This is a genomic window from Streptomyces sp. CRCS-T-1 (assembly GCF_024442335.1).
GTDB lineage: Bacteria > Actinomycetota > Actinomycetes > Streptomycetales > Streptomycetaceae > Streptomyces > Streptomyces koelreuteriae.
On record NZ_CP101651.1, the window covers coordinates 5,629,997 to 5,646,091 of the forward strand.

Annotated in this window: 15 protein-coding genes and 2 tRNA genes; 14 read left to right on the plus strand and 3 right to left on the minus strand. The window is 70.6% G+C overall.

The window, feature by feature from the left end:
- Window positions 1–9 precede the first annotated feature (9 nt).
- From NNW99_RS25525 to NNW99_RS25535, 3 genes are all read left to right on the plus strand, one after another.
- Window positions 10–1,296 (plus strand): glutamate-5-semialdehyde dehydrogenase, encoded by a 1,287-nt coding sequence (locus NNW99_RS25525; RefSeq protein WP_215121448.1) that lies wholly within the window; start codon window positions 10–12, stop codon window positions 1,294–1,296.
- Window positions 1,297–1,427: 131 nt separating this feature from the next.
- The gene (locus tag NNW99_RS25530; protein WP_215121449.1) at window positions 1,428–2,030 is read left to right on the plus strand and encodes a hypothetical protein; all 603 of its coding nucleotides are present in this window, start codon (window positions 1,428–1,430) and stop codon (window positions 2,028–2,030) included.
- Between the two features lie 89 nt (window positions 2,031–2,119).
- The gene (locus tag NNW99_RS25535) at window positions 2,120–3,190 is read left to right on the plus strand and encodes a hypothetical protein (protein ID WP_215121450.1); all 1,071 of its coding nucleotides are present in this window, start codon (window positions 2,120–2,122) and stop codon (window positions 3,188–3,190) included.
- Window positions 3,191–3,216: 26 nt separating this feature from the next.
- On the opposite strand, the gene NNW99_RS25540 is transcribed toward NNW99_RS25535, so the two are convergent.
- Window positions 3,217–4,368, minus strand: a complete 1,152-nt coding sequence (locus tag NNW99_RS25540; RefSeq protein WP_215124456.1) for a M48 family metallopeptidase — start codon at window positions 4,366–4,368, stop codon at window positions 3,217–3,219.
- A 123-nt stretch (window positions 4,369–4,491) separates the two neighbouring features.
- Here NNW99_RS25540 and NNW99_RS25545 point away from each other — a divergent pair, with 123 nt between their 5' ends.
- From NNW99_RS25545 to NNW99_RS25590, 10 genes are all read left to right on the plus strand, one after another.
- On the plus strand, window positions 4,492–4,650 hold the full coding sequence (locus NNW99_RS25545; protein WP_215121451.1) for a hypothetical protein: 159 nt from the start codon (window positions 4,492–4,494) through the stop codon (window positions 4,648–4,650).
- Between the two features lie 117 nt (window positions 4,651–4,767).
- Window positions 4,768–4,932, plus strand: a complete 165-nt coding sequence (locus NNW99_RS25550) for a hypothetical protein (RefSeq protein ID WP_094057638.1) — start codon at window positions 4,768–4,770, stop codon at window positions 4,930–4,932.
- A gap of 85 nt (window positions 4,933–5,017) precedes the next feature.
- A complete protein-coding gene (gene nadD, locus NNW99_RS25555; RefSeq protein WP_215121452.1) occupies window positions 5,018–5,782 on the plus strand; it encodes a nicotinate-nucleotide adenylyltransferase in 765 nt (254 codons plus the stop codon).
- A 16-nt stretch (window positions 5,783–5,798) separates the two neighbouring features.
- Window positions 5,799–7,517 carry an LCP family protein gene (locus NNW99_RS25560; protein ID WP_215121453.1) on the plus strand — a complete coding sequence of 573 codons (1,719 nt, stop codon included), beginning with the start codon at window positions 5,799–5,801 and terminating at the stop codon, window positions 7,515–7,517.
- Window positions 7,518–7,630: 113 nt separating this feature from the next.
- Window positions 7,631–8,077: a ribosome silencing factor gene (rsfS, locus tag NNW99_RS25565; protein ID WP_215121454.1), complete on the plus strand. Its 447-nt coding sequence runs from the start codon at window positions 7,631–7,633 to the stop codon at window positions 8,075–8,077.
- Window positions 8,068–8,739, plus strand: coding sequence for a histidine phosphatase family protein (locus NNW99_RS25570; RefSeq protein ID WP_215124457.1), 672 nt, complete (start codon window positions 8,068–8,070; stop codon window positions 8,737–8,739). Before rsfS ends, NNW99_RS25570 begins: the two co-directional genes overlap by 10 nt.
- 74 nt (window positions 8,740–8,813) lie before the next feature.
- Window positions 8,814–8,886, plus strand: a tRNA-Ala gene (locus NNW99_RS25575).
- A gap of 200 nt (window positions 8,887–9,086) precedes the next feature.
- Window positions 9,087–9,260: a hypothetical protein gene (locus tag NNW99_RS25580; RefSeq protein WP_215121455.1), complete on the plus strand. Its 174-nt coding sequence runs from the start codon at window positions 9,087–9,089 to the stop codon at window positions 9,258–9,260.
- Between the two features lie 3 nt (window positions 9,261–9,263).
- Window positions 9,264–9,497 (plus strand): hypothetical protein, encoded by a 234-nt coding sequence (locus NNW99_RS25585; protein ID WP_006136074.1) that lies wholly within the window; start codon window positions 9,264–9,266, stop codon window positions 9,495–9,497.
- Between the two features lie 103 nt (window positions 9,498–9,600).
- Window positions 9,601–9,673: transfer RNA gene (locus NNW99_RS25590), tRNA-Ala, on the plus strand.
- A gap of 102 nt (window positions 9,674–9,775) precedes the next feature.
- Here the strand turns inward: NNW99_RS25590 and NNW99_RS25595 are convergent.
- Together NNW99_RS25595 and NNW99_RS25600 are read right to left on the minus strand one after the other, a co-directional pair.
- Window positions 9,776–11,392: an NADH-quinone oxidoreductase subunit NuoF family protein gene (locus NNW99_RS25595; RefSeq protein WP_215121456.1), complete on the minus strand. Its 1,617-nt coding sequence runs from the start codon at window positions 11,390–11,392 to the stop codon at window positions 9,776–9,778.
- Window positions 11,389–12,654 carry a cytochrome b/b6 domain-containing protein gene (locus NNW99_RS25600; protein WP_215121457.1) on the minus strand — a complete coding sequence of 422 codons (1,266 nt, stop codon included), beginning with the start codon at window positions 12,652–12,654 and terminating at the stop codon, window positions 11,389–11,391. The genes NNW99_RS25595 and NNW99_RS25600 overlap by 4 nt, the downstream gene beginning before the upstream one ends.
- Window positions 12,655–13,119: 465 nt before the next feature.
- On the opposite strand from NNW99_RS25600, the gene leuS reads away from it, so the two are divergent.
- The gene (gene leuS / locus NNW99_RS25605; protein WP_215121458.1) at window positions 13,120–15,999 is read left to right on the plus strand and encodes a leucine--tRNA ligase; all 2,880 of its coding nucleotides are present in this window, start codon (window positions 13,120–13,122) and stop codon (window positions 15,997–15,999) included.
- The last annotated feature ends 96 nt before the right edge of the window (window positions 16,000–16,095 follow it).

Sequence of the window (16,095 nt, forward strand, 5' to 3'; positions counted from 1 at the left end):
GCTTCCCTCATGACCACGCTCTCTCCGTACGACTCGATGTCCCCGGTCACCGAGGCCGCCTACCGCGCCAAGGCCGCCGCCGCGAGCCTCGCGCCGCTGCCGCGGGCCGACAAGGACGACGCGCTCCTCGCCATCGCGGACGCGCTGGAGGTCCGTACGAGCGAGATCGTCGAGGCCAACGCCAAGGACGTCGCCAAGGCCCGCGAGGCCGGCATCAGCGAAGGCATGATCGACCGGCTCACCCTCACCCCCGAGCGGGTCCGCGCCATCGCCTCCGACGTGCGCGACGTCGCGGCGCTGCCCGACCCGGTCGGCGAGGTCGTCCGCGGCTCCACGCTGCCCAACGGCATCGACCTGCGCCAGGTCCGCGTGCCGCTCGGCGTCGTCGGGATCATCTACGAGGGCCGCCCGAACGTCACCGTCGACGCCGCCGCCCTCTGCCTGAAGTCCGGCAACGCCGCCCTGCTGCGCGGCTCCTCCTCGGCCTACCAGTCGAACACCGCCCTCGTGCGCGTCCTGCGCGACGCCGTGGGCGGGGCCGGGCTGCCCGCCGACGCCATCCAGCTCGTCCCCGGCGAGAGCCGCGACAGCGTCCGCGAGCTGATGCGCGCCCGCGGCCTGGTCGACGTGCTCATCCCGCGCGGCGGCGCCTCCCTGATCAACACGGTCGTGCAGGAGTCCACCGTCCCGGTCATCGAGACCGGCACCGGCAACTGCCACGTCTACGTCGACGCCGCCGCCGACCTCGACATGGCCGTCGAGATCCTGATCAACTCCAAGGCCCAGCGGGTCGGCGTCTGCAACGCCGCCGAGACCCTCCTGGTCCACCAGGACATCGCCGCCGAGTTCCTGCCCCGCGCCCTGGAGGCCCTCGCGGGCGCCGGGGTGACCGTGCACGCCGACGAGCGCGTCCAGGCCCTCGCCAAGGACTCCAAGGCGACCGTCGTCGAGGCGACGGCGGAGGACTGGGAGCGGGAGTACCTGTCGTACGACATCGCCGCGGCCGTCGTGGACTCCCTGGACAAGGCCGTCGAGCACATCCGGCTGTGGACCTCCGGCCACACCGAGGCCATCGTCACGACCTCCCAGCAGGCCGCCCGCCGCTTCACCCAGCTGGTCGACTCGACCACCGTCGCCGTGAACACCTCCACCCGCTTCACCGACGGCGGCCAGTTCGGCTTCGGCGCGGAGATCGGCATCTCCACGCAGAAGCTGCACGCCCGCGGCCCCATGGGCCTGCCGGAGCTGACCAGCACGAAGTACATCGTGACCGGCGACGGGCACGTGCGCCGCTGAGCGCCTCCCGCGTGACCAGGTGCGGCAGCGCATATGCGTGCGGCAGGGGCGGACCGGTGGGGCGCGCGCCGTGCGGAGCCCCGTGAACGCCGTCTCAACCGGCGGATGAATTTCCATACCGTCTGCCCAAATTGACCCCCCAGGTCTACTCTGGATCCGTGCCGGAGGACGTGGGGGGCACGCCGTTCCAGGACGGCTGGGAGCCCGACGACGACCAGGACCGCGGGGTGTCGGACGAAGAGTTCGCCTCCGTGGTCTTCGACGAGGCCTTCGTACGCGCGGCCGTGGTGCACGAGCCGACCGCCGTGGAACGCCTCCTTGCCGCCGCACAGGCGAGAGCCGAGGCCTCCGAAGCGGAGGCGCGCCGCGCCCACACCAGAGGCGAGCGCTACGACGACGGGTACGGCTCCGAGGGACACGGCGATTTCGGCCATGATCCCGACCTCGACGAGCTGGACGACCCCGACGTCCTCGAGGATCGCTACGGCGGCACGGGCCCGTACGGCAAGCAGGTCCGCTGGCACCGCCCCGTCGCCTGGCTGCTCGCCCTCGTGATGGGCATCGGCATGGTCGCGCTGGCCTTCACGGCGGTCTACCGGGGCGCGTCCTCGAACCGCCAGGAGCCCGTGCCGGCGCCCACCTCGACCGGGCTGGAACAGAGCGGTGGCGCGACCCCCTCGGCGTCCGCCGACTACACCGGGCCCGCCGTCTCGGTGATCCCGCGCACCCCCTGACCGGAACCCGCCTGTCCTGGTGAGAACCTGTCAGAACTTGTCATGGAGCGGGGCGTTTACCTGACCTTCCGGAGACCTACCCTGAAGATATGGGCGGGCCTGGAGACCCACCTGAGGGGGCGCCCGAAGGGGCTCCCGGAGGTGGAGAGGACGAGTATCGATCCGTCGTCTTCGACGAATCGTTCATCCGTGCTGCCCGCCTCCAGGAATTCTCAGCCCAGGAGCGCATCGCCGACCACGCGCCCGCCGTGCGCCGCCGCCCGCCCCTGCGCCGGGGTCTGTCCCGGCAGGCACTGGTCCTGGTCCTGCTGATCGCCATCGCCTTCGGCACCGCGATCTACATGGGGGTACGGCACCCCTACCAGACCCCAGCCGCCCAGGAGCCCGCCGAGCCGCTGCGGATGACCGTCATCCCGCTCGCCCCCGAGGGCAAGGTGCCCGGCACGCCCGACCCGGCCTACTTGTACGAGCACAGCCCCGCCGCACAGTTCAAGAGCGGCGCGGAGGGTGTGCCGCTGCCCGCCTCCCGGCGCACCGCGCACTTCTCGGACAGCCAGGTCGTCTCCGCCCTGTCCACCGCCAAGGACTACATCGTCCGCTCCGCCCTCGACCCGGAGGTGCTCACCGGCGGTGAGGTCCGGGCGGTCCGTGTCCTGCTCGACCCCGATCAGCTCGGCCAGTTCGACCAGAGCTTCTCCCGCCCCACCGCGGACGGACGCCACGCGCCCACGGGCTGGCTGGTCCGCTTCGACCCCACCCGCGCGGAGCTGGCCGACCGCAAGGTGCGGGTCCAGGGCACGCTGCAGGCGGCCGAGGCCGACTCGTCCACGCTCGAGGTCACCGCCGACCACACCTTCGTGTACGCGCTGCGGCCGGCCGGGGCCGACGACAAGGCCGAGGTGTCCCTGTTCACCGTCCGGCGCGAGCTGCACTTCCGCTTCGACCGCGACGACCTGCGCCTGCACCAGGGCCAGCTCGTCGTCTCCTACGTCCAGGCCGGGCCGCTCTCCTGCGCCGAGGACTCCACGAACCATCTGCGCCCCCTCCTGGCCGGCCAGACGGCCAAGGAGGGCGGCCCCGCCGGCACGGACCCCTATGCCACGGGCAGTGCGACGGCCCTGTGCGGTTCCTTGGCGACGAGCGCGCAGCCGAAGGTGTGAGACGGGGGCGGGGCTGCTCGGGCGCCTCAGCCCTTGTCGCGCGGCGGCTGGTCGTCCCCCGGGGAGTCCGACGTACCCGGTGTCTGCGGACCCTGCGGACCCTGCGGACCCTGCGGGTCCTGTGGCGCCTCGGGAGCGGAGTTCGTGAAGCCGCCGAAGCCCCGGCGGACGCGGTCGCCCAGGTCACCGGCGCCGCCGGCGAGGTCCGTGACCAGCTTCATCAGCGGGTCCTTGGAGCTCTTCACATGGCTCGTGTAGTGGTTCGCCGAGTCCCGCCAGGAGTCCCGGACCGAGGTGTCCTTGTCCTCGTCGCGCCGCGGGTAGTGGCCGTCCATGATCCGCTGGTAGTCCCGCGACTCGGCCCACTTCTTCAGCTCGGCCGCGCGCACGGTGGTGAAGGGGTGGGAGCGGGGCAGCACGTTCAGGATCTTCAGCACGGAGTCCCGCAGGTCGCCCCCGGCCTCGTACTCCTCGGCCTGGGCGAGGAAAGCGTCCACGTTCATCTCGTGCAGGTGGTTGCCGCCCGCGATCTTCATCAGGCCCCGCATGGAGGCCGTCAGGTCCTGCCCGACCAGCAGCCCGGCCCGGTCCGCCGACAGCTCCGACTTGCGGAACCACTCCCGCAGCCCGGTCACGATCGCCATGATCGCGAGGTTGCCCAGCGGGATCCAGGCGACCCGGACGGCGAGGCTGGTCAGGAACAGCAGGATCGTCCGGTAGACCGAGTGGCCGGACAGCGCGTGCCCCACCTCGTGGCCGACGACCGCCCGCATCTCCTCCTCGTCGAGCAGCTCGACGAGGCCGGTGGTGACGACGATGATCGGCTCGTCCAGGCCGATGCACATCGCGTTCGGCGTCGGGTCCTGGTTCACGTACATCGGCGGGACCTTCTCCAGGTCCAGGATGTAGCAGGCGTCCCGAAGCATCACGTTCAGATGGGAGAACTGCTGGTCCGAGACGCGCACCGAGTCGGAGAGGAACAGCAGCCGGAGACTGCGCTCGGGCAGCAGACCGCTGAGCGCCTTGAACACCGTGTCGAAACCGCTCAGCTTGCGCAGCGCCACCAGGGCGGAGCGGTCGGCCGGATGCTCGTACGTGCGCGAGGAGATTCCGGGGAAGCGCCTGCGCTGCCTGCTGGGCACGTGCTCGTGCCCGCTGTGCTCGTGGCCGTCGGACATGTCTTCCCCCATGCGTCTGTGTGACCTTTGCGGCCCCTTGTGCGGCCTTTTGCTTCCCCGAGGCAGAGCCCAGCCTAGGCGGAGTTACGGTGGTCGGGCAGTACAGCGAAGGGAACCACCGTCATGGAGCACCACCCCTCATCCGCCTGGCTCGCCGAGGCCGCGAGCGCCGCCGAGCGGCAAGGACCGGGGATGCTCCGGATCGTCCTCATCGTGATGATCGTGGGCTGTGTGCTGACCGGGTGGTTCCTGTTGCGCGGCTACGGACGGAAGGACGACTGAGGCACCGGGAAGGTTCCCCGGCACCGACATGCGGAGTCGGGGTGATCGCGTTCGGGGCGCCCGCTTACGATGAGCCGACGTCTTTATGCCGCCCACACGCGATAGGTCCTGCCGAAGATGAGCTTCCACAGCACCGCTGCCCAGTTGGTCACCCTCGCCGCCGAGGGCGAGGAGCACGGCGGAAACCACGAGAGCCTGAGCCCCTACCTCACCGGTGGCGCCGCCCTCTTCATCCTGCTGCTCCTGCTGTGGATCACCACCCGCTTCAACCGCGACCGCTGAGCCCGGCAGGGTGCCCCGCGCCGGGCATCCCGGGGACCACGGGGGCGGCCGGAGCCCTCAGGCGGGGCCGGTAGGGTCTGCACGCATGGGAGAGCAGGACATGCCTACCGGTCCGGCGAACGAGACGCCGCGCGACCCGGCACAGGGCACGGCGAGCGGTACCGAGCGACACTCGGAGCCCCGCCGTGCCGCCACGGAGCCCCGTCGTGAGGCCTCGGAGCCCCGCGACGCCGACGGCCCCGGAGACGGCCCCGCGCGGGCGGGCAAGCGCCGCCTCGGCGTCATGGGCGGCACCTTCGACCCGATCCACCACGGGCACCTGGTCGCGGCCAGCGAGGTCGCCGCGGCGTTCCACCTCGACGAGGTGGTCTTCGTCCCGACCGGCCAGCCCTGGCAGAAGAGCCACCGCAGCGTCTCCCCGGCCGAGGACCGCTATCTGATGACGGTCATCGCGACGGCCGAGAACCCGCAGTTCTCCGTGAGCCGCATCGACATCGACCGCGGCGGCGCCACCTACACGGTGGACACCCTGCGCGACCTGCGCGCGCTCAACCCGGACACGGACCTCTTCTTCATCACCGGCGCCGACGCGCTCGCCCAGATCCTCACCTGGCGGGACAGCGAGGAGCTGATCTCCCTCGCGCACTTCATCGGGGTCACCCGCCCGGGCCACCATCTGAACGACCCCGGACTCCCGGAGGGCGGCGTCTCCCTCGTCGAGGTCCCCGCCCTCGCCATCTCCTCCACCGACTGCCGGGTGAGAGTCGCCAAGGGCGACCCGATCTGGTATCTGGTGCCGGACGGAGTCGTGCGCTATATCGACAAGCGAGAGCTGTACCGCGGCGAGTGAGCCGAGAGGGGCACCGGTGAACGACCGATACGACCCGGGGGCCGCGGGATACGAGGCCGAGCAGTACGAACTCGTCGGCTACGACGAGTACGGCCAGCCTGTCTACCGCCAGGTCCCGGCGCAACAGACCCAGACCTACGACCCGTACGCCCAGCAGGGACACCAGGGACAGCACGGGCAGCAGCAGGGCTACGGCTACGACCCGTACGCGACGGGCGGGCAGCAGCCCGCGTCGTACGACTACGGGACCGGACCGCAGCAGCCAGGCCCCTCCTACGGCTCCTACGACCCGTACGCCACCGGTACCACCGGCACCCACCAGGGCGGCCCCGCGTCCCAGGACCCCTACGGGCAGAACGCGGCCGGCGCGGGTACGGACCGGCAGCCCCGCGGCGCCGAACAGACCGCGCACATCCCGCAGCAGGCGGGCCCGGCCGACGAGGAGACCCCCGCCCGGGCGGAACCGGAGTACCACACCGAGCAGTTCGCCTTCGTCGAGGAACCCGACGCCAACTCCGAAGACGTCATCGACTGGCTGAAGTTCACCGAGAACCGCACCGAGCGCCGTGAGGAGGCCCGGCGCCGCGCCCGCAGCCGGATCGTCGCCCTGGCCGTCGTCCTCGCGCTCGCCGCGGCCGGCGGCATCGGCTACCTCGGGTACGCGGGGAAGCTGCCCGGCCTGTCCTCCGACGACTCCGCCACGGGCACCGCGACGGCCGCGGGCGCCCAGAAGCGCGACGTGATCGTCCTCCACCTGCACGACACCAACGGCGCCCCCACCTCCACGGCCCTCCTCGTCGACAACACCACCACCAAGCGGGGCACCACCGTCCTCGTGCCCAACTCCCTGGCCCTGACCAGCGACGACGGCACCACCACGACCCTCGCCAAGTCGGTCGAGGACGACGGCTCCGACGGCACCCGCGACGCGCTCGACTCGGCCCTCGGCACCGACATCCAGGGCACCTGGCGCCTGGACACCCCCTACCTGCAGAACCTCGTCGACCTCGTCGGCAACGTCGACGTCGACACCGACACCGACGTCCCCGACCCCGCCGCCAAGAAGAAGGGCACGGCCCCCCTCGTCAACCAGGGCAAGGACCAGACCCTCAGCGGCAAGATGGCCGTCGCCTACGCCACCTACCGCGCCCCCGGCGAGGCCCAGAACGCCCAGCTGGAGCGCTTCGGGCAGGTCATGCAGGGCGTCCTGCGCAAGGTGTCCTCCGACCCGGGGGCCGCGACGACCACGATCCAGACCCTGGCGCAGATCCTGGACCCGTCCCTGACCGACAAGGACCTCGGCTCGTTCCTCGCCGGGCTCTCCGACCTCGCCAAGGGCGGCGACTACAAGACCGACCTGCTGCCCGTCCAGGCCGACGGCACCCTCAGCGACCAGGCGAGCGCGAGCGTGGTCAGGAACGTCCTCGGCGGCACCGCCAAGAGCCCCGACAAGGACGCCGCCGTCAGCGTCTCCGTCCGGAACGCCACCGGTGCGAAGGACAACACGGAGAAGGCCCGCGTCGTGCTCCTCAACGGCGGCTTCACCTTCCAGGAGGGCGGCACGGCCGGCGCCGCGCAGGCCACGTCCGAGGTCGTCTACGCCGACGCCGGCGACAAGGCGAACGCCACCGAGGTCGCCAAGACCCTGGGCCTGCCCGCGGGCTCCGTCACCAAGGGCAAGATCTCCGCGAACGCCGACGTCGCCGTGGTCCTCGGCCAGGACTACAAGCCGTAGTCCGAGCAGGAGGCAGCTGTCCGCCCCCTACGTGATCCCCGTCATCACGTGGGGGGCCCACGGCCGTCCGTGAGACCCTTGGTGGCAAGTGTCCGCCGATCGAAAGCCTTGTAGTGACCGCGACCGACCGCTCTCACGAGCTCATCATCACCGCCGCCCAGGCGGCCGCCGACAAGCTGGCGCACGACATCGTCGCCTACGACGTCAGTGACGTGCTGTCCATCACGGACGCCTTCCTGCTGGCCTCGGCACCCAACGACCGCCAGGTCAAGTCCATCGTCGACGAGATCGAGGAGCGGCTCCAGAAGGAACTCGGCGCCAAGCCCGTGCGCCGCGAGGGCGACCGCGAGGCCCGCTGGGTCCTGCTCGACTACGTCGACATCGTCGTCCACGTCCAGCACAGCGAGGAGCGCGTCTTCTACGCCCTGGAGCGGCTCTGGAAGGACTGCCCCGAGCTCGACCTGCCCGAGGACGCCAAGGCCACCCGCGGCAAGGCCGAGGAGCACGCCAAGCTGCAGGCGGCGGAGGAGGCGGCGGAGCTGGACGGAGACTGGCGGTGAGCTCCTTCAGCGAGGCCGGCAGCAGGGGACGGGGCCGCCGCGTCATCCTCTGGCGGCACGGCCAGACCTCGTGGAACGTGGAGCGCCGCTTCCAGGGCACCACGGACGTCGAGCTCACCGAGACCGGCGTCGCCCAGGCCCGCCGCGCCGCCCGGCTGCTGGTCGCCCTGAAGCCGGACACGATCGTCGCCTCCGACCTGCGACGGGCCGCGAACACGGCCGCCGAGCTCGCCGCGCTCACCGGCCTCGACGTCACCCACGACGAGGCCCTGCGCGAGACCTACGCGGGCGTCTGGCAGGGCCTGACGCACGAGGAGATCATCGGCCGCTACGGCGACGAGTACGCCGCGTGGAAGCGCGGTGAGCCGGTGCGCCGCGGCGGGGGCGAACTGGAGACCGAGGTCGCCGACCGCGCGGCTCCCGTGGTGGTCCGCAACGCCGAGAAGCTCCCCGAGGGCGGCACGCTCGTCGTGGTCAGCCACGGCGGCACGATCCGCACCACCATCGGCCGTCTCCTCGGCCTGGACCCCCACCACTGGGAGAGCCTCGGCGGGCTCTCCAACTGCTGCTGGTCCGTCCTCGGCGAAGGCGCGCGGGGCTGGCGCCTGCTGGAGCACAACGCCGGCACCCTGCCGGAACCGGTGCTCGGTGACGACGACTGACCCGGATTTCACTTTCCGGCAGGTCGCAGGCTAAAGTTCTTCTTGTTCGCCCCGCCAGCGGGGAAGGAACATGAGGGGCTATAGCTCAGTTGGTAGAGCGCCTGCATGGCATGCAGGAGGTCAGGAGTTCAATTCTCCTTAGCTCCACGTCAAGATCCCGTTCCCGTCGAGGGGGCGGGATTTTTCGTGCCCCCGGTTGAGTCACTCGGGCCTGCTGAGGCGTATACCTCTACGGTCACGACGCGCGCCGTGTCCGGACTGGTGCTGAGGCGTCGCTGACCGTGTCGGTCCGGCCGTGGCAGAATCAAACGGCCGGAAGGGAGCGCGGCCCGACGGGAGGAGTAGCGATGCCTGCGAGCATCCTCGAGGAGGTCGACCACCTCCTCGGAGCAGCGTTGAGACGGCAGATGTCCACCCGCCTCAGCTGCCCTTCCTGCGGTTCCGGGCACGTGGCCCAGATGCTCGGCGACAACGGCGGGATCTCCTACGTGTGCACGGCCTGCGGCCACAGCTGGAGCTGATCGATGGGTGCACACAGGCGGAAGTGCGACTGGTGCGGCAGCGGGACTCCGATCGTCCGTGACATGGAACCGATCAATCCCGACTACCAGTACTGGTGCGAGGAGTGCGCGCGGGCGCTGATCATAAAAGGCGACCCGATCGAGACGTACCGCGAGTTGGAGGGCGAGCCGATCTATGGCCGGCTTCTGGAGGAGCACTGCACGCTCAAGCGGTTCTATTCGTTCGTGACGGCTTGAGAATCGGCAAAACGGTCATTTCAGGCAAGGTGAAACCGATTTGGTGTTGGGCCCGATGGGCCAGTAAAGTTGGCGTCGCCGCCGGGGAAACCCGGAGACGCGAGGGGCTATAGCTCAGTTGGTAGAGCGCCTGCATGGCATGCAGGAGGTCAGGAGTTCAATTCTCCTTAGCTCCACAGAAGATGAGAAGGCGGGCCATCCGATCGGATGGCCCGCCTTCTTGCTGTGGATATACGTACGGCGGGCTTCCCCCGGAGGGAAGCCCGCCGTACGTCTGCTCAGCGGCCGAGCGCGCGCCGTCCGCGGCCCTGGGAGAGCACCGGGAGGTTGCGGGACGACGGCGCGCCCTGGGAGCGCGTGTCCTCCTCCAGGCGCAGGGCCAGCGCCGGGCAGCGCCGCACCGCGCGCAGCGCCTTGGCCTCGGCGTACCGCGGCACCTGGGCCTGCGCCACGGTGGGGAAGCCGTCGGCGCCGAGCTGGAACACCTCGGGGAGGATGTCCGCGCACAGGCCGTGGCCCCGGCACAGCGTCCAGTCGACGTAGATCTTCTGGCGGCTGGGGCCGTTCTCCTCGGACTCGGCTCCGCCGGGGATGCCCGTCGGGGCCCTGCCGCCCTCGAAGAGCGGCAGAACGCCCTCCACGGGCCTGCCGCAGCCGTTGCCGAGCACATGGGCGGCCAGGTCGTCCGTGAACGCCTTGATCGTCGACTCGAGGAACATCGCGGAGCCGTCCGGGTGCGAGCACGCGCCGCGCCGCTTGACGTTCTTGGCGACCTGCTTGACCGCCTCCAGGGCGGCAGGGCCGCCGCCGTTGAGGATGTCCTCCAGACCGCGCGCGGCGGCCGGCAGGCCGAGGTAGCAGGGGCCGCACTGGCCCGCGCTCTCCTCGGCCAGCCACTGGGCGACCCGCAGCGACTCGCCCAGCGGGCAGGTGTCCTGAGTGATCGGCAGGATCGCTCCGGCGCCGAGCGCGCCGCCCACCGCGTCCAGGGAGTTGCGGGAGACGATCGCCTCGTTGACCGTCGCCGCGTCGATCCACTTGCCGTGGTAGCCGCCGGTGAGCACACCCTGCGGCACCGGCGGAGCGCCGGCGAGCTGCAGGACGTAGCGCAGCGGCACGCCCGTCGGGACCTCGATCACCATGGGGCGGGCCACCGCCCCGGAGACCGTGAGCATGACGGTGCCCGGCTCGTCGTACAGGCCGGTGTTGCCGTAGCGCTCCGGGCCGATGCGGGCGGCGATGGCCAGCTGGGCGAAGGTCTCGGCGTTGGACAGCAGCGTGGGGGCGCCGCCGACGCCGGTCTGCGAGGCGCTGACCTTGCGGCCCGGCGGAACGGCCGGGCCGCCGTCGATCGAACGGATCAGCGACGCGGCGGCGCCGGTGACCATACGGACCGGATTGCGCTGGACACGCGCGCGCAGCGCCGACCGGCGGCCGTTGTTCAGGCCGCGTTCGGCGAGCGCCGCCTCCATGGAGCGCTGTGTCGACTCACGGGTGACCCCCACCACGAGCGTGCGGGCACCCAGGGCCTCGGCGCACAGCAGCGCGCCGTCCAGGATCAGATGCGGGGCACGGTTGATCAGCACCGTGTCCTTGCGGCAGGCCGGTTCGTCCTCGCTTCCGTTCACGACGACGACCGGCCGGATGCCGCGCTTGATCGCCGATTCGGCGACCGAGCGCAGCTTTTTGTGGAAGGGGAAGCCCGCGCCGCCGCGGCCCTTCAGGTTGATGCGTTCGGCGAGTTGCGCGAGCTGCTCGCCGCCCATCGGCTCGAGCGGCCCGTGCACCTTGAGATGCATGGGCAGATCGAGCCGATCGACAAGGTCGAAGCCCGACGTGAGCTGAGGAAGCCCGACCACGCGGACTTCGGGTACGTCGGGCAGAGCCTCGTTCACTTAAAGCCTCCGGAAGGCGTGTTCCAAGGTTCGCCCGAGCCCGGAGCGTCGAAATCGTAGGACGCACCGGGCGATGTTTCAGTGGCGGGACCGCTGTTGTACGTGTCGTTCGGGTAGTACGTGCCGAAGGCGGCGTTCGACTCACCCGTGTCGTACACGTCACTCGATCCATAGCCGGAGGCGCCTGGATTGCCATAGGCCGGAATGCTTTGTCCGGTGTCCTGCAGGGGGTCGTAGGGCGGGATGTTGAAGCCCGTGTCCTGGAGGGGGTCGTAGGCCGACGGCGGGGCCTCGCCGACCGGGGGCGGGGACGGGATCGGCCAGTTGCCGGAGGTGCTGGAGGGGCCGTCCACGAGCGGGATGCTCTCGGTGGGCTGCATGTCCAGCGGCAGTTCCATGCGGGTGGTCGGCCCCGGGGCGAAGGCCTGCTGGCCCGTGGGAGGGGTCGAGACGGCCCGGTAGGCGGCCGCGAATCCGCCCGCGGGCTCCCTGGTCGCGGGGCGTTCCGCCTTCTCGTACAGCGGGCCCGACGGGGACCCCGCGGGCCTGCGGGGCGCGTCCCGGCTCTCGTAGCCGGGCAGCGCGGAGCCGCCGGTCGCCCGGGCCCGGCTCTCCTCCAGATCCCTGCGGGCCGAGGACTCCCCGGGGCCTATGAGATCGGCGAACTTGTCGGCGATCTTGCGCTTGACCGGGCGCGGGGCGGAGCGCAGGGCGAGGGCGGCGGCCACTCCGACCAGGGACAGGCCGTAGAGGATGACGAAGATCGGCTTGGCCGCGCGACCCGCGTAGAGCCCGTGCACCAGGGCGGCGCACCAGGCCGGGTAGGCCAGCATGTGCATGGCCCGCCAGCGGGCGGCGACGGGGGCGGGGGAGGCGAAGCGGTTGCGCAGTGCGCCGGTGACGCCCACGAAGATCATGAGCATGCTGGCCACGGTGCCGAGGCCGATGAGGAACGCCCTGCCCGTGGCGTCTTCCTCACCGGTCAGGAGCAGCCCGAAGGGGATCACGGCGGCGACCCACGAGGTGTGGGCCAGTGCCAGCTTCACGCCGATGTGGACCAGGAGGAAGACGATCGAGGCGACCGCCGTGGTCCGGTGCACGGCCTGCGCCAGGATGCGCCTGCGCGTGTCGAGCAGGACCCGGTCCTGGGCGACGAGTCCCCAGATCACCGAGCAGGACAGGCACACGAGGGACAGCACGCCGGCGCCGAAGTTGAGGAACTCGGCGAACGAGTCGTCCGCCGTGGAGTCGTAAGGGTTCACGGCCGGCCTCCCCGCGTCCCGGTGGCCGGGGATGGCGAGGTGTTACTGCGATGAGGGTTCATGGGGGCAACTCCGAGCGGTTCGGGAAAGCGGTCCCGCTGCCGCACTCTAAGCGGAGCCATACCGATGGGTACGAGGTTTGAGTTATTGCGTTGTTATCAAAGGACAATATGGATGTTGCGATGTCCCTTAGTGACTATTACGCGAAGTAACCTTTGACCCTGGTTCAGCTTTTCGGGTACCGAACGGCCGTCCAGAAGCGCGTCGCGGCGCGCTGGGGGCCTGCGGTACCCTAACGCCATGCGTGCCGTACGCCTTCTGCTTAGCGGGCCGCGCTGATCAGTCCCGGCCACCGGACGAGTCGAGTGGCCGGAATCGGCGCGGCGTCCCCTCCTGTGCGAGGGGATTTTTCGTTTCTCGAACCCACAGCCGCAGGCAGAGACGATCGATGGAGCTTTGAGGATCATGAGCGAGACGAACCCCGCTGCCGCCGCCGAGGTGGCGGCGCCGCACCGCTACACGGCCGCCATGGCAGCCGACATCGAGGCACGCTGGCAGGACTTCTGGGACGCCGACAACACCTACGGCGCGCCCAATCCGAAGGGTGACCTGGCGGGCGAGCCGGAGGCCGTCGCCCAGCCCAAGAAGTTCATCATGGACATGTTCCCGTATCCCTCCGGTGCGGGCCTGCACGTCGGCCACCCCCTGGGCTACATCGCCACGGACGTCTTCGCCCGCTTCCAGCGGATGACCGGCCACAACGTCCTGCACACCCTGGGCTTCGACGCCTTCGGCCTGCCCGCCGAGCAGTACGCGGTGCAGACCGGCACGCACCCGCGCGTGTCCACCGAAGCCAACATGGAGAACATGAAGTCCCAGCTGCGCCGGCTGGGCCTGGGCCACGACAAGCGTCGGTCGTTCGCCACGATCGACCCGGACTACTACAAGTGGACCCAGTGGATCTTCCTGCAGATCTTCAACTCCTGGTACGACCACGACGCCCGGCGGGCCCGCCCGATCGCCGAGCTGATCGAGCAGTTCGCCTCCGGTGAGCGGCCCGTTCCGGGACACACGCGTGCGTGGAGCGAGCTGAGCGCCGCCGAGCAGGCCGACGTCCTGGGCGAGTTCCGGCTGGCCTACGCCTCCGACGCGCCGGTCAACTGGTGCCCCGGGCTGGGCACCGTGCTGGCCAACGAGGAGGTCACCGCCGAGGGTCGCTCCGAGCGCGGCAACTTCCCGGTCTTCAAGTCCAAGCTGCGCCAGTGGAACATGCGCATCACCGCCTACGCCGACCGGCTGCTGGAGGACCTGGAGGAGCTGGACTGGCCCGAGGCCATCAAGCTGCAGCAGCGCAACTGGATCGGCCGCTCCGAGGGCGCCCGCGTCGACTTCCCCATCGACGGCGAGAACATCACCGTCTTCACCACCCGCCCCGACACCCTGTTCGGCGCCACCTACATGGTGCTGGCCCCCGAGCACCCGCTGGTCGAGAAGTTCACCCCGGCCGCCTGGCCGGAGGGCACCCACGAGGTGTGGACCGGCGGCCACGCGACCCCCGGCGAGGCCGTCAGCGCCTACCGCGCGCAGGCCGCCTCCAAGTCCGACGTGGAGCGGCAGGCCGAGGCCAAGGACAAGACCGGCGTCTTCATCGGCGCCTACGCCACCAACCCGGTCAACGGCGAGCAGGTCCCGGTCTTCATCGCCGACTACGTGCTGATGGGCTACGGCACCGGCGCGATCATGGCCGTCCCGGCCGGCGACCAGCGCGACTTCGAGTTCGCGCGCGCCTTCGAGCTGCCGATCCACTGCATCGTCGAGCCGACGGACGGACGGGGTACGGACACCTCCACGTGGGAGGACGCGTTCTCGTCCTACGAGGCGAAGATCATCAACTCCTCTGGTGAAGGCGTCTCCCTGGACGGCCTGGGCGTGGCCGAGGCCAAGGCCCGCATCACCGAGTGGCTGGAGCGCTCAGGCGTCGGCGAGGGCACCGTCAACTTCCGGCTGCGCGACTGGCTGTTCAGCCGCCAGCGCTACTGGGGCGAGCCCTTCCCGATCGCCTACGACGAGGACGGCATCGCCCACGCCCTGCCCGAGTCGATGCTGCCCCTGGAACTGCCCGAGGTCGAGGACTACTCGCCCCGCACCTTCGACGCGGACGACGCCGACACCCGGCCCGAGACGCCGCTGTCCCGCAACGAGGACTGGGTCAACGTCACGCTGGACCTGGGCGACGGCCGCGGCCCGCGCCCGTTCCGCCGCGAGACCAACACCATGCCCAACTGGGCCGGTTCCTGCTGGTACGAGCTGCGCTACCTGGACCCGCACAACAGCGAGAAGCTGGTCGACCCCGAGATCGAGCAGTACTGGATGGGCCCGCGCGAGGGGCAGCCGCACGGCGGTGTCGACCTGTACGTCGGCGGCGCCGAGCACGCCGTACTGCACCTGCTGTACGCGCGCTTCTGGTCCAAGGTGCTGTACGACCTGGGACACGTCTCCTCCGCCGAGCCGTTCCACAAGCTGTACAACCAGGGCATGATCCAGGCCTACGTGTACCGCGACAGCCGTGGCATCGCGGTACCGGCCGCCGAGGTGGAGGAGCGCGACGGCGCCTACTTCTACCAGGGCGAGAAGGTCTCCCGGCTGCTGGGCAAGATGGGCAAGTCCCTGAAGAACGCCGTCACTCCGGACGAGATCTGCGCCGAGTACGGAGCCGACACGCTGCGGCTGTACGAGATGGCGATGGGCCCGCTGGACGTCTCCCGGCCGTGGGACACGCGCGCGGTGGTGGGCCAGTTCCGGCTGCTGCAGCGGCTGTGGCGCAACGTCGTCGACGAGACGACCGGCGAGGTGACGGTCGTCGACACCGAGCCGGACGAGGAGACGCTGCGCGCCCTGCACAAGGCGATCGACGGGGTGCGCGGTGACCTGGAGGGCATGCGGTTCAACACCGCCATCGCCAAGGTCACCGAGCTGAACAATCACCTGACCAAGGCGGGCAGCGCCGTCTCGCGTCCGGTCGCCGAGGCCCTGGTGCTGATGATCGCCCCGCTGGCCCCGCATGTCGCCGAGGAGCTGTGGCGCCGGCTGGGGCACACGGACTCGGTGGTCCACCACGACTTCCCGGTGGCCGACCCGCGGTACGTGGTCGACGAGACCGTGACCTGTGTCGTGCAGATCAAGGGCAAGGTCAAGGCCCGGCTGGAGGTCTCGCCGGCCATCTCCGACGACGAGCTGGAGAAGGTCGCGCTGGCGGACGAGAAGGTCGTCGCCGCGCTGGGCGGGGCCGGGATCCGGAAGGTGATCGTGCGGGCGCCGAAGCTGGTGAACATCGTTCCGGCGTAGGGGCGGGGTCCGGAGGCGGAGGTCTGGAAGCGGAGGTCTGGAGGCGGAGGCCTGGAGGCGGAGGTCTGGAGGCGGAGGCCTGGAGGCGGAGGCCTG

What these genes read in the sequence shown, in the direction of transcription:
- NNW99_RS25525 (WP_215121448.1), top strand. Translation starts at nt 10, where the DNA reads ATGACCACGCTCTCTCCGTACGACTCGATGTCCCCGGTCACCGAGGCC.
- NNW99_RS25535 (WP_215121450.1), top strand. Translation starts at nt 2,120, where the DNA reads ATGGGCGGGCCTGGAGACCCACCTGAGGGGGCGCCCGAAGGGGCTCCC.
- NNW99_RS25540 (WP_215124456.1), bottom strand. Translation starts at nt 4,368, where the DNA reads ATGTCCGACGGCCACGAGCACAGCGGGCACGAGCACGTGCCCAGCAGG.
- NNW99_RS25545 (WP_215121451.1), top strand. Translation starts at nt 4,492, where the DNA reads ATGGAGCACCACCCCTCATCCGCCTGGCTCGCCGAGGCCGCGAGCGCC.
- NNW99_RS25550 (WP_094057638.1), top strand. Translation starts at nt 4,768, where the DNA reads ATGAGCTTCCACAGCACCGCTGCCCAGTTGGTCACCCTCGCCGCCGAG.
- nadD (WP_215121452.1), top strand. Translation starts at nt 5,018, where the DNA reads ATGGGAGAGCAGGACATGCCTACCGGTCCGGCGAACGAGACGCCGCGC.
- NNW99_RS25580 (WP_215121455.1), top strand. Translation starts at nt 9,087, where the DNA reads ATGCCTGCGAGCATCCTCGAGGAGGTCGACCACCTCCTCGGAGCAGCG.
- NNW99_RS25585 (WP_006136074.1), top strand. Translation starts at nt 9,264, where the DNA reads ATGGGTGCACACAGGCGGAAGTGCGACTGGTGCGGCAGCGGGACTCCG.
- leuS (WP_215121458.1), top strand. Translation starts at nt 13,120, where the DNA reads ATGAGCGAGACGAACCCCGCTGCCGCCGCCGAGGTGGCGGCGCCGCAC.